This is a genomic window from Kiloniella litopenaei (assembly GCF_000982415.1).
Lineage (GTDB): Bacteria > Pseudomonadota > Alphaproteobacteria > Kiloniellales > Kiloniellaceae > Kiloniella > Kiloniella litopenaei.
On record NZ_LANI01000004.1, the window covers coordinates 44,986 to 71,906 of the forward strand.

At 47.2% G+C, this 26,921-nt stretch carries 19 protein-coding genes; 9 read left to right on the forward strand and 10 right to left on the reverse strand.

Annotated features, from left to right (window positions below; translation table 11 throughout):
* Nucleotides 1–75 precede the first annotated feature (75 nt).
* Nucleotides 76–2,304 (forward strand): esterase-like activity of phytase family protein, encoded by a 2,229-nt coding sequence (locus WH95_RS06655; protein ID WP_046504774.1) that lies wholly within the window; start codon nucleotides 76–78, stop codon nucleotides 2,302–2,304.
* A gap of 82 nt (nucleotides 2,305–2,386) precedes the next feature.
* Here WH95_RS06655 and WH95_RS06660 read toward each other — a convergent pair whose 3' ends face one another.
* The 3 genes from WH95_RS06660 to WH95_RS06670 all read right to left on the reverse strand — a co-directional run bounded on the left by WH95_RS06660 (nucleotide 2,387) and on the right by WH95_RS06670 (nucleotide 5,437).
* Nucleotides 2,387–3,853, reverse strand: coding sequence for a methyl-accepting chemotaxis protein (locus tag WH95_RS06660; protein ID WP_046504776.1), 1,467 nt, complete (start codon nucleotides 3,851–3,853; stop codon nucleotides 2,387–2,389).
* A 62-nt stretch (nucleotides 3,854–3,915) separates the two neighbouring features.
* Nucleotides 3,916–4,245, reverse strand: coding sequence for a hypothetical protein (locus WH95_RS06665; protein WP_046504779.1), 330 nt, complete (start codon nucleotides 4,243–4,245; stop codon nucleotides 3,916–3,918).
* A gap of 286 nt (nucleotides 4,246–4,531) precedes the next feature.
* Nucleotides 4,532–5,437, reverse strand: a complete 906-nt coding sequence (locus tag WH95_RS06670; protein WP_046504781.1) for a LysR family transcriptional regulator — start codon at nucleotides 5,435–5,437, stop codon at nucleotides 4,532–4,534.
* 220 nt (nucleotides 5,438–5,657) lie between these two features.
* Here WH95_RS06670 and WH95_RS06675 point away from each other — a divergent pair, with 220 nt between their 5' ends.
* The 5 genes from WH95_RS06675 to WH95_RS06695 all read left to right on the forward strand — a co-directional run bounded on the left by WH95_RS06675 (nucleotide 5,658) and on the right by WH95_RS06695 (nucleotide 12,048).
* Complete coding sequence (locus WH95_RS06675) at nucleotides 5,658–7,157, forward strand: CoA-acylating methylmalonate-semialdehyde dehydrogenase (protein ID WP_046504784.1); 1,500 nt, start codon at nucleotides 5,658–5,660, stop codon at nucleotides 7,155–7,157.
* Between the two features lie 100 nt (nucleotides 7,158–7,257).
* A complete protein-coding gene (locus tag WH95_RS06680) occupies nucleotides 7,258–8,409 on the forward strand; it encodes an isobutyryl-CoA dehydrogenase (RefSeq protein ID WP_046504787.1) in 1,152 nt (383 codons plus the stop codon).
* Nucleotides 8,406–9,479, forward strand: a complete 1,074-nt coding sequence (locus tag WH95_RS06685; RefSeq protein WP_046504790.1) for an enoyl-CoA hydratase/isomerase family protein — start codon at nucleotides 8,406–8,408, stop codon at nucleotides 9,477–9,479. Before WH95_RS06680 ends, WH95_RS06685 begins: the two co-directional genes overlap by 4 nt.
* 19 nt (nucleotides 9,480–9,498) lie before the next feature.
* Nucleotides 9,499–10,380: a 3-hydroxyisobutyrate dehydrogenase gene (gene mmsB / locus WH95_RS06690; RefSeq protein ID WP_046504793.1), complete on the forward strand. Its 882-nt coding sequence runs from the start codon at nucleotides 9,499–9,501 to the stop codon at nucleotides 10,378–10,380.
* Between the two features lie 51 nt (nucleotides 10,381–10,431).
* The gene (locus tag WH95_RS06695) at nucleotides 10,432–12,048 is read left to right on the forward strand and encodes an acyl-CoA synthetase (protein ID WP_046504796.1); all 1,617 of its coding nucleotides are present in this window, start codon (nucleotides 10,432–10,434) and stop codon (nucleotides 12,046–12,048) included.
* Between the two features lie 48 nt (nucleotides 12,049–12,096).
* Here the strand turns inward: WH95_RS06695 and WH95_RS20470 are convergent, their stop codons facing one another.
* The gene (locus tag WH95_RS20470) at nucleotides 12,097–12,654 is read right to left on the reverse strand and encodes a hypothetical protein (protein WP_052741845.1); all 558 of its coding nucleotides are present in this window, start codon (nucleotides 12,652–12,654) and stop codon (nucleotides 12,097–12,099) included.
* A gap of 190 nt (nucleotides 12,655–12,844) precedes the next feature.
* On the reverse strand, nucleotides 12,845–13,333 hold the full coding sequence (locus WH95_RS06705) for an Lrp/AsnC family transcriptional regulator (protein ID WP_046504799.1): 489 nt from the start codon (nucleotides 13,331–13,333) through the stop codon (nucleotides 12,845–12,847).
* A gap of 419 nt (nucleotides 13,334–13,752) precedes the next feature.
* Here WH95_RS06705 and WH95_RS06710 point away from each other — a divergent pair, with 419 nt between their 5' ends.
* Nucleotides 13,753–14,874, forward strand: a complete 1,122-nt coding sequence (locus WH95_RS06710) for a Glu/Leu/Phe/Val family dehydrogenase (RefSeq protein WP_281174813.1) — start codon at nucleotides 13,753–13,755, stop codon at nucleotides 14,872–14,874.
* 78 nt (nucleotides 14,875–14,952) lie between these two features.
* Here the strand turns inward: WH95_RS06710 and WH95_RS06715 are convergent, their stop codons facing one another.
* The 5 genes from WH95_RS06715 to pdxR form a co-directional block, all read right to left on the reverse strand.
* Nucleotides 14,953–15,906: a dimethyl sulfoxide reductase anchor subunit family protein gene (locus tag WH95_RS06715; RefSeq protein ID WP_046504802.1), complete on the reverse strand. Its 954-nt coding sequence runs from the start codon at nucleotides 15,904–15,906 to the stop codon at nucleotides 14,953–14,955.
* An 18-nt stretch (nucleotides 15,907–15,924) separates the two neighbouring features.
* Nucleotides 15,925–16,674 carry a 4Fe-4S dicluster domain-containing protein gene (locus tag WH95_RS06720; RefSeq protein ID WP_046504806.1) on the reverse strand — a complete coding sequence of 250 codons (750 nt, stop codon included), beginning with the start codon at nucleotides 16,672–16,674 and terminating at the stop codon, nucleotides 15,925–15,927.
* The gene (locus WH95_RS06725; RefSeq protein ID WP_046504809.1) at nucleotides 16,671–19,619 is read right to left on the reverse strand and encodes a molybdopterin oxidoreductase family protein; all 2,949 of its coding nucleotides are present in this window, start codon (nucleotides 19,617–19,619) and stop codon (nucleotides 16,671–16,673) included. Before WH95_RS06725 ends, WH95_RS06720 begins: the two co-directional genes overlap by 4 nt.
* A gap of 101 nt (nucleotides 19,620–19,720) precedes the next feature.
* Nucleotides 19,721–20,638 (reverse strand): bifunctional enoyl-CoA hydratase/phosphate acetyltransferase, encoded by a 918-nt coding sequence (locus tag WH95_RS06730; RefSeq protein ID WP_046504812.1) that lies wholly within the window; start codon nucleotides 20,636–20,638, stop codon nucleotides 19,721–19,723.
* A gap of 202 nt (nucleotides 20,639–20,840) precedes the next feature.
* Entirely contained in the window at nucleotides 20,841–22,358 is a 1,518-nt protein-coding gene (gene pdxR, locus WH95_RS06735) for a MocR-like pyridoxine biosynthesis transcription factor PdxR (protein ID WP_046504815.1), read from the reverse strand.
* A gap of 187 nt (nucleotides 22,359–22,545) precedes the next feature.
* Between pdxR and WH95_RS06740 the strand changes: the two genes are divergently transcribed.
* Both WH95_RS06740 and WH95_RS06745 read left to right on the forward strand, forming a co-directional pair.
* Nucleotides 22,546–24,750: a methyl-accepting chemotaxis protein gene (locus WH95_RS06740; protein ID WP_046504818.1), complete on the forward strand. Its 2,205-nt coding sequence runs from the start codon at nucleotides 22,546–22,548 to the stop codon at nucleotides 24,748–24,750.
* Between the two features lie 934 nt (nucleotides 24,751–25,684).
* Complete coding sequence (locus tag WH95_RS06745) at nucleotides 25,685–26,824, forward strand: extracellular solute-binding protein (protein WP_046504821.1); 1,140 nt, start codon at nucleotides 25,685–25,687, stop codon at nucleotides 26,822–26,824.
* Nucleotides 26,825–26,921: the final 97 nt, after the last annotated feature.

A 26,921-nucleotide genomic window follows, 5' to 3' on the forward strand; every position in this document is an offset into this window, starting at 1 on the left:
GATCTGTCACGCGTTTGAAATCTCAAGGTTGCATGACAAGGGGAGCAAAATATACCAGCCTTTGGGAGTCTTCTTATGAAAAATTTGGGTAAATCAGCAAGCCTGGCAGTTCTTGCCATGGGCTTGGCAACATCAGCCATGGCCGTTGAGCCTTTCAGCCGTCTATCTTCTTTTCCAATTTATGAAAACCTGCCAAAAGGCGAAGAAAAGACGACCGAAACAGTTGCTGAAATTGTTGCGTCAGCTATGAACGGCACTATGCTGGTCTACACAGATTCAGAACTGGAAGCCATTGGTAAGGTTGATATCTTTGATCCTGCAAATCCCAAAGCAGCGGGGGTGATCAAGGTCGGTGGAGAACCAACGTCCGTTTCTGTTAACGGAAACTATGCTTATGTCGGTGTAAATACCTCTAAAAGCTATGTGAAGCCATCGGGTCACCTTGTGGTTGTCGATTTGAAGTCCAGCAAAGTAATCGCCAAGTGCGATGTGGCGGGGCAGCCGGATAGCGTGGCACTTAGCCCAAATGGGAAATATCTCGCGATTGCCATTGAGAATGAGCGTGATGAAGATCTTAACGAGGGTGTGATCCCGCAGGCTCCTGCAGGACACCTTGCAAGCTTTACCCTGGATGATAAGGGAATGCTTTCAAACTGTGATGCTGTCTCCATTACTGATTTAACTGGCCTTGCAGATATTGCTCCTTCAGATCCTGAACCGGAATTTGTTTCTATCAATGGTCTTAATCAGGCTGTTGTGACGCTTCAGGAAAATAATCACATCGTTGTTGTTGATCTGGAAACTGCCAAGGTTGTTAATCACTACTCTGCTGGAACCTCTTCTCTCACAGGCGTTGATAGTACCAAAGACAAGTCTATTTCGCTGACCGAAAGCCTTCAGGATCTCAAGCGTGAACCTGATGCTGTTTCCTGGATTGATGACAATCGTTTTGTCACAGCAAACGAAGGCGACTACGAAGGTGGTTCCAGAGGCTTTACTGTCTTCTCCAAGACCGGTGCGGTTCTTTTTGACAGCGGATCACAGACAGAACGCCTCGCTGTTTCCATGGGCCACTATCCTGAAAAGCGTTCTCACAAAAAAGGAACGGAGCCAGAAGGCGTAACCGTTGGTACCTTCGGTGAAGATAACTTGGTCTTTGTCGGGCTGGAGCGGGCAAATCTGATCGGGGTATACCACGATGTGAAGACTGAAAGTGGTCTGAACAATCGCTTTGATTTTGTTCAGGGCTTGCCTTCAGGTGGGGTTGGTCCGGAAGGTATCGTGACCATTCCATCCCGTGGATTGGTGGTCATTGCCAATGAAAAAGACAAAGCTAAAGATGGTTTCCGTTCCAACATCACTATTTATAAGCAAGGATCAGAAGGGGCGCAGCTGCCACAAATCGTTTCTGTGGATGGCCCGAACGGAGTACCAATAGGTTGGGGTGCCTTGTCAGGCCTTGCAGCTAATGCAACAGATCCTTCCATCCTCTACGCTGTAAATGACAGTTTCTATTCTACGGCAGACATTTTTACCCTGGACGTTTCCGCAAGTCCTGCCCGTATTGTTTCTTCCCGCCGTATTACAAAGAACGGCAAGCCTGTTGAAAACCTTGACCTTGAGGGAATTACTGCCGCACCGGACGGAAGTTTTTGGGTTGCCTCAGAAGGCAAGCCGGAAAAACGCGAGAGTAAAATCCTGCATGTCTTGCCCACCGGACAGGTGGCAAAAGAGCTTTCTTTACCTGTTGAGTTGGAAGGCCAGATGAAAAAACACGGTCTGGAAGGGATCACACTCTCTGGTGATACACTCTACATTGCTGTGCAACGGGCATGGAAAGATGATCCTAAGGGCTATGCCAAGATTATCTCGCACAATCTGAAAACAGGTAGTTGGGGTGTAAATGCCTATCGTCTTGATGCTCCTGAAAGTCCTGCTGGCGGTTGGGTTGGTTTGAGCGAGATTACCAGCCTTGGTAATGGCGACCTGGCAATTGTAGAGCGTGATAACAAAGGTGGTCCTGATGCCGCAATCAAGCGGATTTACCGTGTGTCTGTCCGTCACACAGCCGCTGCTGAGTTGGGTGCCAAAGAAGTTCCCGTACTTAAAAAGACTCTGATCAGAGATGTTCTTGCGGATTTGCGGCAATCGAACGGTTGGACCCCTGATAAACTGGAAGGTCTGACCGTTGCATCAGATGGAACAGTTTATGCGGTGACAGATAACGATGGTGTTGATGATTCAACCGGGGAAACACTGTTCCTGAACCTGGGGCCAATTAATCAGGTCCTTGCCAATCAGTAATCTTGGCTTTTTGTCTTAATCTATTCTGGTCGTATCTCGTACACAAAAGCCCCAACTTTTTTGGTTGGGGCTTTTGCTGTTCTCATGAGGCAGTTGTTCTCAATTGTCCAATAAAATCTCTTACTTGTTTTTCTAACTGCCCGGCTTCCTCGGCTAGACTTGATGCCGAACTCTGTACTTGATGAGCTGCCGAGCCGGTTGCATTTGCGGTTTCTCTTACTTGGATAATATTCGACGTAACTTGGTCAGTACCACTGGCAGCTTGCTGAACTGACATTGTTATCTCAGATGTTGCTGCCCCTTGTTCTTCAACAGCGGAAGCAATTGCCGTTGCAACTTCATGAATTGATTTGATGGTACCTGAGATACTTTGAATTGCTGAAACGGCATCTTTCGTCTCGGATTGAATAGAGTTGATCTGGGATGAAATATCTTCTGTGGCTTTGGCTGTTTGATTTGCCAAAGACTTCACTTCGGATGCAACGACTGCGAAGCCTTTTCCGGCTTCTCCGGCTCTTGCTGCCTCGATTGTCGCGTTTAGTGCCAACAGATTGGTTTGTTCTGCAATGTCGTTAATAAGCTTGACGACTTCACCAATTTTATCAGCTGCAAGGGCCAGTCCCTCAATTTTGTCGTTGGTAAGGGATGCTTCTTCTACGGCATTGTTTGCTATGTCGGCTGAACGTTGAACTTGGGATGATATTTCATTAATGGATGCTGATAATTCTTCAGTAGCAGCGGCAACAGACTGGACATTTGTTGACGCTTCTTCTGCAGCACTTGCAACCACGGATGTTTGGCTAGACGACTGTGTTGCTGCGCTGGACATGTCCTGGGCAACAGTTCTCATACCGTCAGCAGATCCAGACAGTGATGAAATAATACGACCAATAGAAGCTTCAAAATCATTTGCCATCTGTAGCCGTGCTTCATTGTTTTTTTCTTTTGCTGTTTGTTCCGTCAACAGTTGCTCTTCACGCGCTTTTTCAATTTCTTTCTGAGCAAAGGTCGCCTCTGATAGTGCGGCTGCAGCTTGACTGAAGGCGGCTTCTAACTTGATAGCCAGCCACAAAAGAACGACGGTTTCGGCGATGACAATGACGGCGTGAAGCACGACGCGATAAAGGTCTGCTCCATTTGGGAAGATTGCCATTGGCATAACAAAATTAAGGACCAGATGATGAACAGCGACAGTCGCTGCGGCAATGATTATGGCTCTCCAATTGCAAAGGGCCGTTACCATGGCCAGACTTGCAAAAAAATACATGTGAATATCGATTTGCCACGGATGCCCTTTGAAAAGGTAGGTAATGATGGCGGGCATTAGGCTTAATCCAACAGCAATAATATAGTGTGTTGTCGCTGAATTAATGCCTGCAAACTTCCATGTCAGGCCAACCGCCAGAGATACGGCGACTGTCATAACTGTTACGTCTAAAAATGGAACCCCGAGTATGATGGCTATTACTGGTGTTAAAATGATGTGCGCAAAAATGAATAGAATAAACATCTTTGCAGCGCGGGTTCTAATTGTCTGTAAGTCATTCATAAGTCTGGACTCTTGTGATTAATCTGTACGTGAATTTACGTGACTTGAATTTACCATGGAGTTTATGTTTTAGTGAAGAAGCAGCTGCCCGTTGCAATCGCATCAAGCAATAATAATGCAGAAGGAAGCTGTATATCCGAAACCGGGATTTCTTTGCCAAAATCGACAATAAGCAAATTATCCCAATACCCAATCCGGACTAAACGGGCATCCAAAGTATCTAACGCTTCTATATTTTCCTGAAAAGTGTGTTCTGGGGAAAACAGCACTGCAAGCTGTTGAACGCTCTCTGCTGGGCGGAAATACATGTATCCCAGATAGATACTACTGAAAAAAATCAGTAATAGTGCCGGGGTTAGATTTTTGAGAGAAAATTTATTCTCTGTTTCCATAAAATGTTCCCATGGCGTTGTTTACACTAAAGTAACAACTTTTTTGTCTCTATGGGTTTTCATTCATAGAGGGTATTTTTCTTGGTGACATAGATATTTAAGTATTTACTGGTTAATATCTTGCTAATTGAAGCAATTTTCTGGGGGATTATGCGCAAGAGGTACGGCGCAAAGTATTTCTCGAACAGGCTTCGAAGAAAAAATAATTAGTCATCTAAAGCTGGAACATGGCCAGGTAATTGTCTGGTTATAAAAAATCAAGAGTCTTGGTTTAAAAAGCTCTGGTTCATGCTTCGGGCAGGAAGACTTTTCTCTCGCGGGTTACTTTCTCAACAATAAAATCGACGGCGGCTCGTATGCGGGCAAACCCCTGAAGGTCGGCATGATAGATAAGCCAAAAGGTACGCATGAAGTTGACTTCTTCGCGCAGGACCGGGACCAGATTCTCCTGATTATCCGCCATGAAACAGGGCAGGATACAAATGCCAGCCCCCGTAGAGGTTGCGTGCATCTGGGCAATCAGGTTTGTACTGCGAAGTTGCGGGCGTAGTTCTTTGCCGATTTGGGGCACGTAGTTCAATTCCGGAGAGAAGATCAGGTCTTCGATATAGCCGACGAGACGATGTTCTTTTAGCTGATCTTTATTCTTTATCGGCCCCCGGCGTTCCAGATATTCAGGCGATGCGTAAAGCCCCAGGCGGTAATCGGTGAGTTTGCGGGATCGCAGGCGCCCTTCTGTGGGGCGGCTAAGACCGATGGCGATGTCTGCTTCACGCTTGGAAAGGCTGAACATGCGCGGCATGGCGACGAGATCAATTTCCAACCCGGGATGAGATCGGCAAAGATCACAAATTCTAGGCGCCAGAAAATAACTGCCAAAACCATCCGGTGCGCCAATTCTGACGGCGCCGGTCAAGTCCAGATCTGCCCCGGCAATCTCGTTTTGCACGCCCATTGCCATGGTTTCCATGGACTCTGCGGCCCCAAGCAATCGCTGTCCGATTTCTGTCAAAGCATAGCCTTGGGGGCCACGTTCGAACAAGGTAGCGTTTAGCGCGGTTTCGAGTGCCTGAATGCGGCGGCTGACCGTGGTATGGTCCACTTTCAGGCGCTTTGCGGCAATCGTCAGTTTTCCTGTTCGCGCTACGGCGAGGAATGGGCGGAGGTCATTCCAGTCAAAAGTAGGATTCATGATGTATTTTCGCACACTGGTTTGTCACTATTACCTATAGCTGTGCAAAAAAAACAATGCAAGTCTGTATGACAAGATCAAGAAGCTGGCATCTTTTGTTCAGACGATTCTCATTGAACTCTGAATTTACAGGCAGATGCTCTTTTAAACAATTTGCTGCGTTCTGGTCCTGTGTTTTCACATATGGTCAGGCGCGATCACTATTTGAAGGAGATGCGGTATGACCGCTGAACTCTATCACCTGATTGGTGGCGAAAAAGTAAAAGGTACTTCCGGACGTTTTAGCGATGTTTTCTGGCCAATGACCGGAGAAGTCGCCGCGAAGGTGCCTCTGGCTTCTGAAGAAGAATTGAGAGCTGCTGTTGAAAACGCGAAGGCGGCTCAGCCTGCATGGGCGGCGACCAATCCGCAAAAGCGCGCGCGTGTAATGCTGAAGTTCCTGCATCTTTGTCAGGAAAATTATGATGAACTGGCAGAGCTGTTGGCACGTGAACACGGAAAAACCATTCCTGATGCCAAAGGGGACATTCAGCGCGGGTTGGAAGTCGTTGAGTTTGCCTGTGGCATTCCGCACCTGCAAAAGGGCGAGTTTACCGAAGGTGCCGGACCGGGCATTGATATGTTCTCTATGCGTCAGCCTTTGGGGGTTGTCGCAGGTATCACGCCGTTTAACTTCCCTGCGATGATCCCGATGTGGAAGTTTGCCCCTGCAATCGTTTCCGGTAATGCCTTTATCCTGAAACCATCCGAGCGTGATCCATCTGTGCCACTGCGTTTGGCCGAATTGATGCTGGAAGCTGGCCTGCCAAAAGGTATCCTGAACGTTGTGAACGGCGATAAGGTGGCCGTTGATGCCATTCTGGATGATCCGGATATCAAAGCTGTCGGCTTTGTAGGTTCCACACCTATTGCTGAATACGTCTATACCCGTGCGACTGCTTCTGGTAAGCGCGCACATTGTTTCGGTGGCGCTAAAAACCACATGGTCATTATGCCTGATGCGGATCTGGATCAGGTTGCGGATGCCTTGATTGGTGCTGGTTATGGATCAGCCGGGGAACGCTGCATGGCAATCTCTGTTGCTGTTCCTGTCGGTGAAGAGACCGCAAATCGTCTGATTGAGAAGCTGACACCTCGTGTCGAAGCTTTGAAAATTGGTCTGTCGACAGATCCTGACGCCGATTTTGGTCCGATGGTTACTGCCGAGGCTGTTGAACGTACCAAAGGCTATGTTGATCTTGGCATTGAAGAAGGTGCCAAATTAGTTGTTGATGGTCGTGACTTTGTCATGCAGGGCTACGAAGATGGCTTCTATATGGGCGGATGTCTGTTTGATAACGTGACCCCTGATATGCGTATCTACAAAGAAGAGATTTTTGGTCCGGTTCTCTCTGTTGTACGTGCCAAGGATTACGAAGAAGCACTGCGTCTGCCAAGCGAACATGAATATGGTAATGGCGTTGCGATCTATACCCGTGACGGTGATACCGCGCGCGATTTCATGACCAAGGTCAATGTTGGCATGGTTGGTGTAAATGTGCCTATTCCTGTGCCACTTGCCTATTACACTTTTGGTGGTTGGAAGCGTTCCGGTTTTGGTGACCTGAACCAGCACGGACCGGATGCGATCCGTTTCTACACCAAGACCAAAACTGTGACCCAGCGTTGGCCTTCGGGTGTAAAAGAAGGTGCCGAGTTCTCAATTCCAACGATGGATTGATGATAGAATACGGGATGCTTTTTGATTGCTGTTGCAGTTAATCACTGTAGGGGTAATTCAGAAGCATCCCGATCTCTTTTTCTGAACAAAAGATAAGCTGATGAGCCAATTTGAACTGAATGAAGAACAGTGCGCTATTCAAGAAATGGCGCAGGATTTTGCCCGTGACAAGATCGCCCCTTTTGCTTTGGAATGGGACGAGAAAGAACATTTCCCAGTTGATGTCATGCGTGAAGCCGCAGCCCTTGGTATGGGCGGGATTTATGTGCGTGATGATGTCGGTGGCACTGGCTTGGGGCGTTTGGATGCTGCGCTGATCTTTGAGGCGCTTTCTGCCGGATGTCCGGCTGTATCTGCCTTTATTTCCATTCATAATATGGCATCGTGGATGATTGACCAATTTGGTACCGAAGAACAGCGCCAAAAATGGTTGCCGCAAATGATGACGATGGATTTCATCGCGAGCTATTGCCTGACAGAACCCTCTGCCGGGTCAGATGCTGCTGCTTTGAAAACCAAAGCAGTTCGCGACGGAGATGACTTTGTTCTCAATGGCGCCAAACAGTTTATTTCGGGCGCGGGAACATCCGATCTTTATCTGGTTATGGCGCGAACAGGCGGCGATGGTGCGGGTGGTGTTTCCTGTTTCCTTGTGCCTAAAGACGCTGCGGGTGTTTCTTTTGGTGCCAATGAAAAGAAAATGGGATGGAAAGCGCAACCAACACGAACTGTCGTTATGGAAGATGCACGCATTCCCGCCGCCAATATGATTGGTGAAGAGGGGCAGGGGTTCAAAATCGCCATGATGGGGCTTGATGGTGGACGTCTGAATATCGGTGCCTGTTCCCTTGGTGGTGCTCAATCTGCGCTGGATAAGGCCATTGGCTATATGGGCGAGCGCAAAGCCTTTGGGAAATCACTAGCCCAGTTTCAGGGACTGCAGTTCAAGGTTGCCGACATGGAAACAGAGCTGACTGCGGCACGTACGCTTTTATATACCGCGGCAACCAAACTGGATGCGAAAACACATGATGCAACGCGCTGGTGCGCAATGGCGAAACGTTTTGCAACGGACACCGGGTTCACTGTGGCAAACGAGGCATTACAGATCCATGGCGGATATGGATACCTTGCAGATTATGGCATTGAAAAGATTGTCCGGGACCTCAGAGTTCATCAAATTCTGGAAGGGACAAACGAGATTATGCGATTGATCATATCCCGTGATCTGCTGAAGGGAGACAGAGCATGACAGATGAATTGATCGTACGTCAGGAAGGCAGTGCCGGACGTATTACGCTTAACCGTCCCAAAGCCTTGAATGCGTTGTCGCTGGATATGGTTCATGGCATGTTGGCTGCCCTGGAACGCTGGCAAACAGATGAAACCGTCCGGGTTGTTATAGTTGATGGCGCTGGTGAACGTGGTCTGTGTGCCGGGGGCGATATTCGCGCCCTTTATAAATCCGGACAGGAACAGGATGGGGTTGCTCAGACGTTCTGGGCCGATGAATATAAACTCAACGCACTTATCGCCAATTATCCCAAACCCTATGTCGCTGTTATGGATGGCATTGTTATGGGCGGCGGTGTCGGTATTTCTGCGCACGGCAGTAATCGACTGGTGACGGAACGTTCCATGATTGCCATGCCGGAAACGGCAATCGGTCTTTTTCCTGATGTCGGTGGTACCTGGCTTTTGGCAAACGCACCGGGGGAAGTCGGTACGTTTCTGGGGCTGACAGGGCACCGCATCGGGGCACAGGACGCTATTTATGCCGGATTGGCAGATATTGAAATTCAGAGTGACAAGTTGCCAAACCTGATCGAAGTGTTGTCTCAGGCTGATTATGGCACTGATGCACGTGCCGATGTCGATAGTTTGCTCAGAAGTTTCACTGTGAGTTCTGGACAATCTCAACTTGCTGAAATTCGAGGGAAAATTGACCAGATTTTCTCTTTTGATACCGTTGAGGAAATTGTTGCTGCTGCTGAAAAGGCAAATAGTGATCTGGGCCAGAAAATAGTGAACGATCTTGCTGGTCGCGCGCCACATTCTATGAAGGTAACGCTGGCTGCTATTCGCAAAGCCAGTACGCTGGGCGGGATCGAAGAAGATCTGGATATGGAATATCGACTTGCATGTCGCATGTTCGAGCAGAAAGACTTTTTTGAAGGTGTACGTGCCGTCGTTATCGATAAAACCGGAAATCCCCAATGGTCCCCGGCGACTTTAGAGGCGGTACCAGAGACAATGGTGAGCGATTGTTTTGCAAGTTTAGGTGCAAATGAACTTGGGCTGTCATCTGGAATAATTCGGTAAATCGGAAGAGGAAAAGAATATGAAAACTGTAGCATTTATCGGATTGGGAAACATGGGTGGCCCGATGGCGGCCAATCTGGTCAAAGCCAACTATGTGGTTAAAGGCTTTGACCTGTCAGAGCAGGCAAAGGAGCAGGCCAGAAAAGACGGTATTGAAGTTGTTGATAATGTTGATGAAGCCGTTGCTGCTTCCGACGCGATTATTACAATGCTTCCGGCGGGAAAGCATCTTCTCAGTGTTTATGAAGTAACGCTGAAAGCTGCTAAACCCGGGTCACTCTTCATTGATTGTTCGACCGTTGATGTGGATAGCTCACGCACGGCGCATGATGCAGCTGAAAAAGCGGGGATGTTGTCTCTTGATGCACCGGTTTCCGGGGGCGTTGGTGGAGCAACGGCGGGTACGCTGACCTTTATGGCTGGAGGCACGAAAGAGGCATTTGATAAAGCGCACGAACTTCTGGATGTTATGGGGGGCAAGATTGTTCATTGTGGTGGTGCTGGTAATGGACAGGCCGCAAAAATCTGTAACAACATGATCCTGGGTATTTCCATGATTGCCTCGTCAGAGGCTTTTAACCTGGCCGAAAAGCTGGGACTTGATCATCAGGCGCTGTTTGATGTTGCTTCAACATCTTCGGGTCAGTGCTGGTCAATCAACACCTATTGTCCTGTTCCCGGACCTGTACCAACCAGTCCGGCAAATAATGACTATGCGCCGGGCTTTGCGGCTGCTTTGATGCTCAAGGATCTCAAGCTTTCTCAGGATGCTGCTAAATCAGCAGGTGTCTCAACGCCTTTGGGTTCTCATGCCGAAGAACTCTATCAAAGTTTTAACGACGCTGGTGGAAGCGGGATTGATTTTTCCGGTATTATCAATCATTTAAAGGGCAGTAAATAATACTTTGCCCCGTCAGATTTTCTGTCGGCGGTAAGATAAACAGGGGTAGAAATGTTAAGCCACGGGTCTGATTATCGCGCGGTTAAAGAGGCTTTTGAGTGGGATATACCGGATAGCTATAATATCGGTGTTGATGTCTGTGACAAATGGGCCAAGCGTTCTCCAGATCGTCTGGCGCTCAGTTTTGTTGATATTGATGGCAATGTTTCTGACTATAGTTTCAGCGATCTGAAAGACTATTCAAATCGTATGGCAAACCTTTTGTCGTCATCCGGGATCAACCGGGGCGACAGGGTTGCGATTTTACTGCCGCAATCTCTGGAAACCGCATTTTCGCATATTGCAGCCTATAAAATGGGCTGCGTTGCGGTGCCTCTGTTTATGCTCTTTGGTGTCGAGGCACTGGAATATCGGCTGTCAAATTCGGGTGCACGCGCAGTTATTACCAATCGGGCGGGTGTCGAGAAAATAAAGGAAATAAAAGATCGTTTGCCCAACCTGAAACACGTTTATTCTGTTGATGGTGTCTCAGCGGAGGGCGAAGATCTGCACCGGAATTTGCTGTGTCATTCTACAGATTTTACACCCGTGCAGACAAAGCCCGACGATCCAGCTTTGATTATCTATACCTCGGGAACAACGGGGCAGCCAAAGGGCGCGCTTCACGCGCACCGTGTTCTGCTCGGGCATTTGCCGGGGGTGGAGATGTCACATGATTTCTTTCCCCAACCCGGCGATAAAATCTGGACCCCCGCAGACTGGGCGTGGATTGGCGGACTTTTGGACGTTTTACTGCCTGCACTTCATCATGGGGTAGCAGTTGTTGCCAGACGTTTTGAAAAGTTTACCGCCGAGGCGGCGTTTGATTTGATCGCCGAACAGGGGATCAGGAATGCTTTTATTCCGCCAACGGCCCTGAAGATGATGCGGTCCGTTTCTGACCCCGAAATTCGCTGGGATCTCAATATGCGCTCTATCGCATCAGGAGGAGAGTCTTTGGGGACAGAGCTTCTGGAGTGGGGACAAAAAACATTCGGGCTGACAATCAATGAATTTTATGGGCAGACCGAATGCAATATGATTGTTTCTTCCTGTGCCAAAATTATGGGTGCAAGACCCGGCGTCATGGGGCGTGCCGTTCCCGGACATGATCTGGCGATTGTGAGTAGCGAGGGAGAAATCCTTCCACAGGGGATGCTGGGCAATATCGCTGTTAAATCGCCTGATCCCGTGATGTTCCTTGAGTACTGGAACAATCCGGAGGCAACAAAGGCCAAGTTTGCGGGGGAGTGGCTTCTGACTGGTGATACAGGCATTCTTGATACGGAAGGCTGGATACAGTTTGTTGGTCGGGATGATGATGTGATCACCTCATCAGGCTATCGCATTGGCCCCGGCGAAATTGAAGACTGCCTGATGGGACACCCGGCTGTGCGCATGGCGGGGGTGGTTGGTAAACCAGACCCTCAAAGAACCGAGATCGTAAAAGCCTTTGTTGTGCTGAATGATAATTTTGTGGGCGATGATGAACTGGCATCAGAAATCCAGCTCTTTGTGAAAAAGCAACTCGCCGCCCACGAATACCCGCGCGAAGTCGCTTTTGTCGATGCTCTGCCCATGACCACAACGGGCAAGATTATCCGGCGTGAACTCAGAGAGTGGGGATAAAGTCCCGTTGAATTGGGAGTAACCAAAAGATTATCCCCAATTCTGATATCACAACCAAACCTGATCTTTCAGGTTTCGGGTAATCAGTTTCTGATAGAGGCGATCTCTTGCCTCTGTATTTTCTGGATTGGCCCAATCATAACCAATAAGATCCCAGTCCGCATCCTTGGGATCCAATCCCAAGGTTTCGATGTAATCCTGTTCCGTGACCAGAAACTGGGTGCCGTAGGTTAACAGGTATCCGTTGGTCTGATCTCTGTGTTCTTTGGCTTCCGGGTAGAATACGGTCCAGAAATTTGTATAGGGCATACATCTGGGTGGGCAGAGAAGTTTGCCATAATCCAGCTCTGTTCGTTCATTCGTTGGGGCGGGTACAGAGTCCATCTGAATAATTTGAGATAGGTGTGACCAGCCCTTAAAGCCAAGGGCTTTTGCGATTTGAGACAAACAATGTTTGCGTTTTACTGTCTCGATTATCTCGAGGTCAGACAGGTTTTTGAAATCCGGGTTCTTTTTAATGAAAGCAAGGCTCGCCTGTTTCCCCGTCGTGATATTGCGGTGAAGAATGCGCGCGTTATGTTTTAGCTTATGGATAATATCAGCCATAGAGTTTCTCCTTGTACCGGATCTATCCGCTCCTCGCGATCCAGAGAATTCTTTGGGTGATTACTCATCGTATACTGCGATAATAACAGGGTGTTGTGACTTTTGGCGGTGAGGCACCCCTGTGTACCTTGCGCCGGACACTAGAATAAAAATAACCGCATGGCAATAGGGGAAACACGCCTCACTTGGCTCAGGAGTCTTTGGTTTCAACCAAATCAAGGGGGAGGCCCGTGGTATACTTAACCTGTGAGACGGCAAATCTGGAATGTACTTCGGCAATGTTCGGGATCTGTAAAAGATGGTCCCGAAGGAAGCGTTCGTATGCCCGCATATCAGTTGTCACGACCCTTAGAATATAGTCCATACCACCGCTGACAGTATAGCATTCGGTAATTTCATCAAAACGGCTGACTCGGCGTTCGAAATCTTCCAGACCGTGCTGTGCCTGTGCAGAGATCTTGACCGTGGTAAAGACGACGATTTCCAGCCCGAGGCTATCAGAATCAATAATGGCAACACGGCGTTTTATAATTCCCTTTTCTTCCAGGCGCTTTATCCGGCGCCAGCAAGGCGCGGGGGAGAGGCCGACTTTGTCTGCGAGTTCGGCATTACTGATATCAGAATCACTCTGAAGTATTTTAAGGATTTTTTTATCTGTATTATCGATCTTGGGCAGCATAAATATTTCTCATATTTTTTAAATAGCGAAATGAGATTGCCATTTTAGCGAATTAATCGAGATAAAAGAAAGAACATTTCTTTCCACTTGGCGCAAAATAATAGAAAGCCAAAAAGACACTAATAATTGGCAGAAATAAACAGAGCTTGAGAAACATGCGTCAGCATATGTTTGAGTATGTTTTCTGGGAGAGAGCTGCACATTGGTTTGTGCTTATGGTCACTATTGATCTGACTAACTGAATTTCAGGTGGTGATTGGCACTGATTAATGACCGGGTAATCAGATAAACAATTTCATGGTTTTATCCGGTATTTGTGAACGATTGCCTCACATGCATTTATCGCCCCGTACTGCTTGAGCTTATAGATTTAAAGGCGTCACCAGACAAACTGGTTAAGACGAACTGGGGAATAGATTATGTCTGATACATCGAACATGGATGTCTTTAATCACGAGGCCTTTTCCGGCCATGAGCAGGTGGTATTCTGTCAGGATGAAACCACAGGTCTCAAGGCTATTATTGCAATCCATTCGACAGCACTTGGTCCTGCTGCTGGTGGATGCCGGATGTGGCATTATCGGGATAATAGCTCTGCTTTGAACGATGCTCTCAGGCTTTCAAAAGGCATGAGCTACAAAAACGCCATGGCCGGATTAAGTCTGGGCGGGGGAAAAGCCGTTATTATCGGGGATGCCAAGACCGATAAATCCGAAGAGCTTTTCCGTTCCTTTGGACGTTTTGTAAATGGACTTGGTGGTCAATACATTACCGCAGAAGACGTTGGAATATCTGTTTCAGACATGGAAGTTGTCTCCCAGGAAACCCCTCATGTGGCGGGGTTAAATTCTGGACTTGCCGCGAGTGGTGATCCTTCTCCCTTCACCGCTCGCGGTACTTTTAACGGTATCAGAGCTGCGGTCAAACACCAACTGGGTAAAGACAGCGTTGCTGGTTTAACTGTTGCTGTGCAGGGACTTGGCCATGTCGGATGGCATTTGTGTAAAGAGCTACATGCAGCCGGAGCCAGGCTAATCGTTGCGGATATCAACGAAGATGCTGTTCGACATGCGGTGAAAGAATTCGGGGCCAAAGCAGTGTCCTGTGATGAAATACTCTTTGCTGAGGCTGATGTGGTTGCCCCCTGTGCGTTGGGTGCAGTTTTGAATGAAACATCTATCCCTAAACTGAAAACGACGATTATTGCTGGTGCTGCGAACAATCAACTTGAAAAAGATACGGATGGTATGTTGCTACGGGATCATAAGATCCTCTACGCGCCGGATTACGTGATTAATGCTGGTGGCATCATTAATGTGGCGGCAGAAATTGACGGAAAGTATGATCGAAAATGGGTCGATCAAAAAGTCGCCGCTATCTATGACGTCTTGTTGGACATTTTCAAACGTGCGGATCGGGAGCAGGATGCAACAAGCACGATCTCTGATCTTATTGCCCAAGAGAAGATTGCACAGGCGTTACAGGCTGACCGGTCGGGAAAGACTGAAAGCTCGGGTGCCAAAAAAGATATTGTTGCCTGAGCAAGAAAGTTAAAAACCAAACTTTGATTATTATGCTATCAGCCCCGGATCTTTGGTTTGATCCGGGGCTGATGTATTTTAAATTTTTTCTGCGCCGTAATAGAGACTTACAGTATGTTTGGCCTCTGCAAAAAACAGCCACCTTTCAGTGATAATGCCCAATGCGCCAGACAGAATTGAAAGTATGATGGCAAGGTTGCTCAGCATGTCATTTGAGATCATACCTGAGAGTGAAATCAGAAAAATCGGGAGAATAAAGCCAAAGATAAAGGTGATATTTCTCAACTTTTGTCTATGCTTTCTAGCAATTTTAAATCCCATTTCTTTCATCAGGTAATTTGCCTCGGTATGGGCGGCTTCCAACAGGCGAACTTTACCCATTGATCCAAGCCCTGTTGCACTTTCAACAGTGCTTTGACCTGCATTTTCATTGATGTGCTGCCAGTAATAAAACTTGTGTACTACGGCGATAATAATCAAAGCGATGGTGATCATATCAAAGATCTGATCATTTTTGCCCTGTAAATGTAAAATAGCATTTAAGAGTAAAGCACCTGTCGAAAGAGACAGCACCAGATAGCCAGCGGGTACAAACTTGTTATGCCATGCAGCAACAGGTTTCAGGCATGCGTAAATCATTGATGTGCAGTAAACGGTGGCACTACACAGCAATAAAGCAGCGATCCCGATAAGTGGCAGAAGGGCAAATTCATTATTTGAGAAAAATGCCCACCAGAGACCATAGATACCTGTGGGCAGAAAAGTCACGATTGCCAAAATACCTTCGCGACTTAACCAGGATGATCGCCATTGTGTCAGGGCGCGCCACGCTCGTTCTGGACGCCCGAGGTGAAATGTTGAAGACAGAAGTCCCATAATGATCAATATGAAGGCTGTACCAAATCCGCTGAGCGCCAATGTTGGGTCAGTTGGAATGATCCCAAGCATATGCCCAAGAATAAGAAGAAAAAGAAGTCCGTAACCTGCGCCTGAAGCGGTGGTAAAAAGAATGACTGACTTTGCCGGATGCATTTAAAAACTCCTTTCTTTCTACAGCGATAGGACTTTGTCAGCCCATCGCGCTAACAGGCCAGCTTTTTCAGTTTCAACAGGGGAGAGGCTAACGGGTTTATCCGAAACAGCATTCTCATTTTGTTTGGGGCGTGGTGGCAAGTATTTATTGGTTGGTTTGTAGTCAAGCTCTGCCATCAAATCAAACCCCTCACGTTCTACCACAAGCTTGCTGACATCAGAATTTGGATCCCCCAGATCGCCAAAGGATCTTGCGCCCGCCGGACAGGTCGCAACACAGGCGGGCACTCTGGAGGCTTCGGGAAGATTTTCGTTATAAATGCGATCTACACAGAGCGTACATTTTTTCATAATGCCTGCGTCTTCGTCGTATTCTCTGGCACCATAGGCACAGGCCCATGAACATAGTTTACAACCAATGCATTTATCGGCATCAACCAGAACGATGCCATCTTCTTCGCGTTTATAGGATGCGCCTGTCGGACAAACGGTAACGCAAGGGGCATCATCGCAATGAAGACAGCTCTTGGGGAAGTGAACAGTTCGGCTGTCGTTATCGTCATCAACGACTTCGAAGCTGTGAATACGGTTAAACCAGACCCCGTTGGGATCGGCACCATAGGGATCCATATCTGTCAGGGGAGCAGAATGACCGCCGGTATTCCATTCTTTACAATTTACAGCACAGGCATGACAGCCGACACAGATATCAAGATCAATGACCAGGCCGAGCTTTTTTTGTGCACCATTTTGAGGAAGACAGGTCATGGTTTTTCTCCTGCCAGCGTATCATCTGCTATCGGTGCTTCTTGCCTTGTGGATGTTGTACTTTGTGATCTTGCTTTGTTTTCGCCAAAGTCAGCACCATAACGCAAAACGGCGATTTGTTCGAGTGCATTGGGCAGAGGGGCAAAAGCTTCATACATCGGTTCTGTGGCACCTTCTTCCAGTGCGTCGCACTTTTCAATACGGACTCTGAGGTCATACCATGCTGCCTGACCTGTTACAGGATCAGAATTGGAATATCGATAGCCGTCCTTTCTGGGCGGAAGCAGTTCCGAGATAATGTGGTTGAGCAGGAAGCCGCGGTTGGATTCCGGTGCTTTATCATCCAGCCCCCAGGCACCTTTGCGTTTGCCGATCGCATTCCACGTCCAGATGGTGTGGGGATTGACGCCGCTCATCAGTTTGACCTGGGTTTTGACGCGCCCATGAGGTGATATAACCCAAATCCAGTCCTCATTGACGATACAATGTTGCCGGGCCGTTTCTTCGTTGATGAACAGACGGTTTTGGGCCGTGATCTGTCTTAACCAGGCGTTTTGTGATCCCCAGCTGTGATACATGTGCATTGGTCGCTGGGTCACAGCGTGCAAAGGATATTCTTTGCCGTCCACGGCCTTTTCTTCCAAAGGCATGTACCAGATTGGGAGAGGATCAAAGGTTTCGTCTATTCGGCTGCGCAGATCATCAGGCGGTTGAATATCACCGTGTCCCTGAGCAGCAAGGCGAAACTTTTGCATGTGTTCGGAATAGATGTGCATCACAATACGCTCTGCATTGGGGATCCATCCCATCTCATGAGATCGATCAAGATAAGAGCGGTTGGCAAATTTATAATAGGACTGTTCCGGGGTGAACTCATCAGACCAGAAGCATCCATTTTCAATGTACTTCTGCAACTGATCGGGGTTCGGATCTCCTTTGCCGTGGCTGTTGCCGTCTTTTCCACGCCACCCCGCGAGTGGTCCAACGCCCGGTGTTCGTTCGTGATTTGTGATGTAATCAGAATACCCCCCGGGGTACATGGCACTGCCATCTTCCTTGGACATGCCGGGTAAGCCAAGGCGCGCACCGAGATCCAACAGAACATCCTGAAACGGACGCACGTCTCTGTCTGGTTTTATAACGGGTTGCCTGATGGAATCAGCGGGGCCATGCGCGCTGCAGATGGGACGATCAAGTAGGGAAATAGCATCCCAGCGTTCAAGATAGGTTGTATCGGGCAGTATCAGGTCAGCGTAAGGCACCATTTCAGAATGATAGGCATCTGAATAAATGATTTTAGGGATCTTGTAACTGCCGTCTTCATTTTTGTCTGTGAGATATTTTATCGTGCCGGGCACATTCATCGAGCTGTTCCAGCTCATATTCGCCATATACATGAAAAGCAAATCCACAGGATAGGGATCGCCTTTCCAGGCATTGTGAATGACCATATGCATCAAGCCGTGGGATGCGAGTGGATATTCCCAGCTATAGGCTTTGTCGATGCGTTTGGGGGTGCCGTCGGGTTCAACCAGCAAATCTGCCGGACCTGTCGGGAAACCAAGCGGCATCCCGGGTAACGGAGTGTTGGCGATGGAATCATGTCCCGCAGGCTTGGGACCCGGAGGGCAGGGGCGTGGAAAAGGTGGCTTGTGTCTGAAACCACCGGGGACATCAATAGAGCCCAAAAGCATTTGTAAAACATGGATCGCCCGACAGGTATGAAAACCATTTGAATGGGCTGAAATTCCGCGCATGGCATGCATGGAAATCGGTCGTCCGATCATTTTATCCTGTTTACGTCCGGCCCAATCTGTCCAGGATACATCAAGCTCAATTGTTTCTTCGAAGGCTACGTGGGCGATTTCTGCAGCGATACGGCGAATATTTGCTGCGCTGTAACCGATTTGTTCTGCAACGGCTTCTGGTGCGTATTGTGGATCGAGATAACGATCAGCCATCAAGTGAAAGGCCGGAACAGCTTTACGGCCATCCGGAAGGGTATACTCACCAGCTAAGGCTTGTTTGGCCTCGACATTTGTTGACGAGACGAGCTTTTTTGTCTCTGCATCATAACAGAGCGGATTTCCCTCGGCGTCTCGGGCAAAAAGACCATCATCGGCAGCACCGGGATCCTGGATGACAAGCCAGGGGGCATTTGTATAGTGGGTTATGTAGGTCCAGTCGATTTTTTCAGCTTTGAGAAGCTCATGTATGAGGGCAAAGACAAAGAGACCATCTGTCCCGGGCCGGATGCCAATCCATTCATCGGCAATGCCGGAATAACCCGTGCGAACCGGATTTACAGAAACGAACTTGGTGCCTTTTCGGGTTTTTAGCTTACCCAGTCCAATTTTGATCGGGTTGGAATCATGATCTTCGGCGACACCGAACATCAGCAGGTATTTGGTATGATCCCAATCAGGTTCGCCGAATTCCCAGAAAGATCCTCCGGCGCTGTATAGGCCTGCAGCAGCCATGTTGACGGAACAAAATCCACCATGGGCGGCAAAGTTTCTGGTGCCAAATTTACCGGCCCACCAGCCAGTGAGACTTTGCGATTGATCACGACCTGTGAAGAAAGCCAGTTTTGAGGGGTCTTTTGCTCTGATCTCCCCAAGCCATCCCCCGGCAAGTTCAAGGGCTTCATCCCATTCAATTTCTTTGAATTCACCTGATCCACGTTCTCCCGTTCTAATAAGTGGCTTTTGCAAACGGGCAGGGGAGTTATGCTGCATAATTCCGGCTGACCCCTTGGCACAGAGTACCCCTTTGTTTACTGGATGATCCGGGTTGCCTTCGATGTAGCGGATCTGATCCCCACGCAAGTGTACCTTGATGCCACAGCGGCAGGCACACATGTAACATGTCGTGGTCTTAACTTCGTCCGATACGTGTGGGGAAGTGTCAACTTCCTCTTGTTTGGACGTGGGAAAGAAGCCCATAAATCATCTCCAATTTGACGCTATCCTGTTGTGATTTTTATTTTTTTGAGTTTTCTAAGGCATACTATAGATTGTTATATTTTATTAAATCTACAATTTTTTTAGGTAATATGCGCAACAATCGCTGCGAGTGCCATAGACGCAAGGCGTGCAGCTGGGGGATCGGCCCGGCTGGTTAAAACAATTGGAACACTTGCCCCCAATACAATCCCGGCGGCACAGGCGCTGTCACAATAAACGAGTTGTTTGAACATCGCGTTCCCGGTTTCAATGTTTGGCACCACCAGAATATCGGCTTTTCCCGCGACGGGGTTGTCGATCCCTTTAATGTGTGCAGCTTCGGGAGAGATGGCATTGTCCAGAGCCATGGGGCCAAAGACAAAAGCCTCAAGAACTTCTTCTTTTGCCCATTCTGTCAATGTTGCCGCATCTGTACTGGACGGCATCTGCGGATTTACTTCTTCTGTTGCCGAGAGGATTGCAACCTTTGGTTTTCTGGTGCCAAGGGCATGCATCATTTCGACCGAATTTTGTATAATTGCTTTTTTTGTTTCCAGATCTGGCGCGATGTTTACGGCGGCATCTGTAATAATCATGGTTCGGTCCGAGCCCGGAACCGACATGTAAAAAGCATGTGACAAGCGCCGTCCGGTTCTAAGTCCTGTCTCGCGGTTTACAATGGCTTTCATGAAGACATCAGTATGGATTTGCCCCTTCATAATGGCGTTTACTTTTCCAGATCTGGCAAGCTGTACAGATTTTTTTGCAGCTTCTTCTTCGTCTGCTGCATGGTGAATTTCGACTTTTGACAGATCCCAATCCATATCTTTTGCCAAACCCGAAATGATCGACTTGTCACCAACAAGCACGGGTTCAACAAGTCCTGCCTTTTGAGCAAGGCAAGCGCTTTCCATAGCGATGGTACTGGTTGCATTGACGATAGCTGTGCGAGCTGGTGCATATTGAGCAGCATTATGTAGCAATGCATTGGGGCATTCTATTGGGTGCTGGCTCAACATGAATTATTCCTCGTTTGTTAAATCATTCCAGTGAATGAACCAAAGAGTTCTCTGACTAAATTTGCAGATCTGTGCTTGGATAATTCACGGAATAGGTTCCGAGGTAATTCTTTCCAGTCTTAGAGTTTGGGGATAGCTCCATTTGGACCCATTCGATGAGTCCAGCAGGAGTCCAAAAAATGTGGTTTCTTTTATCTGTTAGCTAGTTACGTTGTTGGGAGGTATTTTTCTCTTTCAGCATCCGGTCAATAGTCTTGCCAAGCCGCTTGATACCGGGTTCGATCTTCGCGTTTTCGATAGAAGTAAAACCGATACGAATATGCGTGTCCGGTGCAGGTGATTCCAGAAAGAAAGGCATTCCTGATTCTATCAATACGCCGTCTTTATAAGCTTCTTTGACCAATTTATTAGCGCTGATACCTTCGGGTATTTTTATCCAGTAGGAAGTTCCCCCGGAAGAATGGGAATAGCTGCATTCGGGAATATAGGTTTTTAGTGCTTTGTGCACGGAATTCCACCTGTTGTGCCATTTACGTCGCAAGCTATAGATCAGGCTGTCGTAGTATCCAAGCGACAGAAAAAGAGCGACAGTACGTTGATTGTTGCTCGGCGTATAACGGACAACCAGTCTGCGATAAAATTTTAGTTCTTCTATGAGTTCCGGGGCTGCGACGATGTACCCGATACGCAAACCCGGAAACAAAGTTTTAGAGAGACTGCTGCTATAGATAACCCGGTCACTTGTATCCAGAGCCTTAAGGGCTGGGCTTGCTGATTTGAAATAATTGATCTCGTTCTCATAATCATCTTCAATTATGAGAAAATCCTGTTCATTGGCTTTTTGTAAAAGGCGATTTCGCCTTGAAAGAGGCATTGTGATTGTCGTCGGACATTGGTGGCTTGGTGTGACAAAAACATAGTTACAGTCATTCAGGTTATCATCGACGACCATCCCCTTTTCATCCACGGGGATCGGGGCAATATTGTTGGTAAAAAGCTGCATGATGTTTTTTGCATCGGGATAGCCCGGGTTTTCAATCCCGACGCGCGTGTGTTGCCGTACCAGTAGCCCTGCAAGAAGGTAGAGCGCGTTTTGTCCACCGAGAGTGACCAGTATTTGATCACTGGAAACATGAATGCCTCGGGCGGGGAGTAATCGGGTTCTTATCTGTTCAATCAGTTGAGGGTCGTCATAAATTTTATCATCATGGATCCAGTCTGCCATGTCCCTTGTACTTAGGGCCAACCTGCTGCATTCCCGCCATGCCGTAAGAGGAAACAGGCGTTTATCCGGCTGACCATAAACAAAAGGAAAAGGTATATCACGCCAATCCTTGGGGAGATTGAGGTAATGACGTTCTGACGGGCGCATAAAAAAACGATTGGTCCAATCCGGCTTTTCCAGTTCGCTATGATCTATTGTTTCGGTTTCTTTTTGCGAGAGCTTGGATTGTTCCAGACCTTCGACAAACTCTTCGTTTACAAAGATACCGCTGCGTTCCCGGGTGACGAGATAGCCATCATCAGTTAGCCCCTGATAAACCAGAATGGCCGTGTTACGGGAAATGCCCAAGTCATTGGCCAGCTTTCTGCTGGAAGGCAACTTGAACCCGGCTGGCAATGTACTGTTTAAAATTGCGTTCAAAATAGCGCGGCGAAGCTGACTTTGAAGAGACTCTCTGCTCTTCTTTTCTAAATGGAAAAGGATATCGCTCGCCAACTCTTGTTCTCCCCGAGGTTTTAAAGGTCTTTAAATCATTGGGTGCTAATCTAGGCTATCTTTTCCGAAAGCATAGCATGCTTCTGGACTGGACTCATTAATATATTGAATTGGTCCTATTTAGAGTGTGGTCATCCCCAAATAATGTTGCCCTTTAGTGGTTTATGAAGCCTGACAGGAGAGACATGTGTCTGATACGGATGTTAATACGCAGATCGAAGAAGATGATATCGTCGAAGACACGTCAGGCGATAATGATGAAAGATCAGACGGTAAAAGGGTATTAAAAGTAAAAACCAAACTGATGCTAGCTGTTGGCAGTATCGTTTCCACTACCTTGCTCGCCAGTCTGGTTGGGTGGTTGTCTTTTGATGGTGTCAGCAGTGCTTTTGATCAAATATCGAAGAAAAGCATTCCGCAGATGTCGATTGCGTTAGAGCTATCGGAAACGGCAACAAACATTGCCTCCTCTGCGCCTGCGCTGATCACAGTTAAATCACAACAGGAAAAGAATGATGTTTTTTCGTCTCTTCTGGAAAAGGAAGCATCGCTTGATAATTTGATTTTGGCGCTGAATGAAAGTGGCTTTGATCAGGAAACCAGCAAGCTTCTGGAAAAAACGTCAAAAGAGCTGAAAGATAATTTGTCCGGCTTGAATTCTTCCGTCGCACAACAGCTGGATCTTAACTCCCGGAGCCTGGCTTTAATGAATGAGCTGCTGGCAACCAAGCGGGAATTTGATGGCATTGTAGAGCCTTATCAATCTGCGGCACGAAAAACAGTTGAAGACACAATTGATGCTTCCTTTGGCAGTACAGATGTCACAAATCAGCTTATCGAGATTTTAATATCGGTCACCAGAAGCCAGGTTTCTTCTTCGTTGCAGGTTGATACCAATCAGATTTTTTCTCTTTTGGCAGAAGTTGCAACGCATCAAGAACAAGAACTTATTGAGGCAGCGCAAAAGAAAGTTAAAGAGGCGGCGAGGCGCAACAAGGATAATATCTCTCTAATCAATGATGATATTTCTCAAGAAGCCATCAAGATCAGGGATTTGACCAAGAAGTTGGATGCTCTTTTGCTGGGAGAGGAAAATGTTTTTACGCTTCGAATTGCTCAACTTTCTGAAAACGATAATTCGAACCAACTATTAACAAAGAATGCCGAACTTTCCCAGCAATTGAAAAGTCTCGTGGATAAAATTGCCAGTTCTGCAGAAGACGGCGCGATTACCTCTGTTTCTCTGTCTAATAATGCGATTGTCGATGGGAAAATTTGGCTTTTGGTCATTCTGGGTATCTCAATCGCGCTTGCTGCTGCGGTCATGTATTTTGTGGTCAGTAAAATGATCATTTCCCGCTTGGTCTCTTTGTCAGAGGCAATGAAAGAGATTTCCGAAGGGGATCTGTCCATAGAAGTTCCGACAGGTCAGCAAGACGAAATTGGTGAAATGGCCAGCGCGCTGAACGTTTTCAAAGAAAATGCACAACACGTTGAACGCTTGCGGAATGAACGTGAAGAAGCAAAAGCCCTTGCAGAGCAGAAACGCAAAGAAGAGATGGATGCTCTGGCTGATCAGTTTAACATCCGGGTTAAGGGGATTGTGTCCAGTGTTCAAACATCGGTTTCCCAGCTTGGCCAGACAGCACAGGAAATGAATGCCACCGCTAACCAGGCGCAGCAGCAGTCGTCTCAGGCTTCCGAGGCATCTTCCGATGTTTCTATCAATGTAGAATCAGTGGCCGCGGCTTCTGAAGAATTAACGGCTTCTATAGAAGAAATCAGTCGACAAACATCAATGGCAGCAACAGCTTCCAGAGAGGTTAGTACAGACGCTCAGGCAACAAACCAAGCGGTAGACAGCCTGTCTGAAGCTGCCGAAAAGATTGGCGCAGTGGTTGATTTGATCAGCGAGATTGCCGATCAAACCAATTTGTTGGCCTTGAATGCGACGATCGAAGCTGCAAGAGCAGGGGATGCCGGAAAAGGCTTTGCCGTTGTTGCATCAGAAGTAAAGAATCTTGCAACGCAAACAGGAACAGCAACAGACGATATTTCTGCTCAGGTGACAACAATCAGAGACACGGTTAGCGTGGCAGCGACTGCAATCACGAAGGTCACCAAAGCAGTTGGCAATGTTGATGAAATTACCGCTGGTATTGCTGCTGCTGTGACAGAGCAAACCTCGGCAACAGGTGAAATGTCTCGTAATGTCAGACTTGCTGCCGATGGAACCAGCAGGGTTTCTAAAAACATTGGTGATGTTATGCGGGCTTCCGAAGAAACCGGGCAGGCAGCAGGTGTTGTGCTTAATTCTTCCGAGCAACTGACGGCGGAACTTTTGTCCTTATCCAAAGAAGTTGACGATTTTATGCTTGAGATACGCAAATAAATCCAAAAGACAAATTCAAGGGCTTTGTTGTGATTGGACGAAACGTAAATTGTTTAAAGTTGGACTCATATAGTTTTTCCTGTTGGTACTATAAACCCCGGCTAATTCATTTACCGTATTATCAGGAAATATTGAGATGTAATTTTGATTTAGTGCAGTGGAACAAGATACAAATAGAACTGGTGAAGTCGTTATTCTTAAGGGAAAGCTTAAGTGTAATTGCTGTGTAGTTCCTGAAGTTTTTGTAAGCAAAAAAATGTCGTTTTTGTAAATAGGTTTAGGAATAATCACCATAATGTTGTATTTTAGATCCAGTAGCTCTTAATAAGATTACTTCTTTAGTGTTCTATTTTATTTTGTTTAATCAGATAAAATAGAGCGAGTACTTTAAATGTTTTGTTGTTTTGAATGCCAGTATCACTGTCTTAAATACGGAATGCTGGTTCACCGAATAACAATAATCATTCAACGTTTGAATTGATTTTGATGACAGATATGAAATCAGTTCTTTTAGTTGGTAAGTACAACTAATCATTCCGTTTTGAAGTGAATGGTTATGTATGGGGAGCAAAAAATGGGTTTTGCCCATAAGCAAAATGTCATTAGGGGACGTTCTTGATGGAGGTGAACGCTTTATTCGAGAAAAATATTCACCCTGATTTTCGCTGTATCCGCTTCTTCTTAGCGCCTGTGTCGCTTTTGTCTTCCCTATTATGTGATCAACTTTATGGCTTTGAAAAAAGCCAGTTATGTAACGCATTTATCAACTCTACATCGGGGAGGTGCCAAGGAAAGTTTGCCCTTTAAAATCAATCAAAACTCAAGTCAAAGTCATAAACATTAAGAACAGCCATGAATTGCCTAATAGAGCAAGTTCAGGTCTGTGAACAGGGACCCTCCTCGTTGATAAAATGAAGGAGCATGGGAGAAAAAAATGACAATACTTAAGAAAACTACAGTAAGCCGTCGTAAAGTTCTAAAAGGTGCCGCCATTGCAGGTGCTTCCACATTGGCTGCACCTGCATTTATCAAAAATGCGCTTTCCTCTTCCGGAGAGCTGAATGTGATGATGTGGTCTGATTACCTTCCCGAAGAGTTTAAGGAAGCGTTTAAAAAGGAAACCGGGATTACAATCAACCACACCGGTATTGGGTCTAACGAAGAAATTATCAATAAACTGCGTGCAACACGTGGTCGTGGTTTTGATGTTATTTCGCCAACAAACATGCGTGCGCAACAGTGGGAGCCGCTAAACCTGTTGCAGCCTTTTGACATGAACAAGGTGAAAATTGACCGTGTTAATGCATCCATGGCCAAAGTTGGTGAAACAGATTGGAACTTTGCTGGTAAAGGATCTCATTGGTTGCCTCAACTTTGGGGAACAGAAGCTGTTGCATGGCGTACCGATAAATGGACCCCTGAAGGCGGTGTGCCAAGCTATGGTGATCTTTGGAAAGATGGTGGTGAAAACACCATGATGGGCCGTCCGCATTCTATGATGTTGGGTGCTGGCCTTTATATGGAAACCATCGGTGAACTTGCGCCGGGTGACGTGAAACGCGCCTACAACAGCGAAGATGATATGAAGGACGTTTGGTCCAAGATCACTAAGTTCTGTATTGATCGCAAAGCGAATGTCAAAAAATTCTGGAACGATGCAGATGGTCAGAAAAATGGCTTGATGCAGGAAGACGTTATTTTGGGGCAGACCTGGGATGGACCTATTCTGGCGCTGAAGGGCGAAGGAAATCCGGTTCAGTATCAGGCACCGAAAGAAGGTGCTTTGGCTTGGGTGGATGGTCTTGCAATGCCGAAAGGTGCCAAGAACATTGATCAAATTTATGCTTTCCTTGAGTTTTCTTATCGCCCTGAAAATGGTGGCCTGACTGCAAACCTGACCGGGTATAACTCTGCTGTGATTGGGGCAGATGCTCACCTGAGTGAACAGTCCAAGAAGAACTTTGCCGAAGCTTATCCGGGCGATGCTTTGGATAACCTCTTTGCATGGCCTGCCGAACCAACATGGTATGCACAGCTTCGTACAGAATTCCGCGATAAATTCGTCGCTGCATAATCTGTCATTGAGTTCGATAAGGGAGCACAGAATTCTCTGTGCTCCTCTTCATCCTTATAAATAATAAATTTCGGGTTTTCTTATCCGAGAGAGTGGT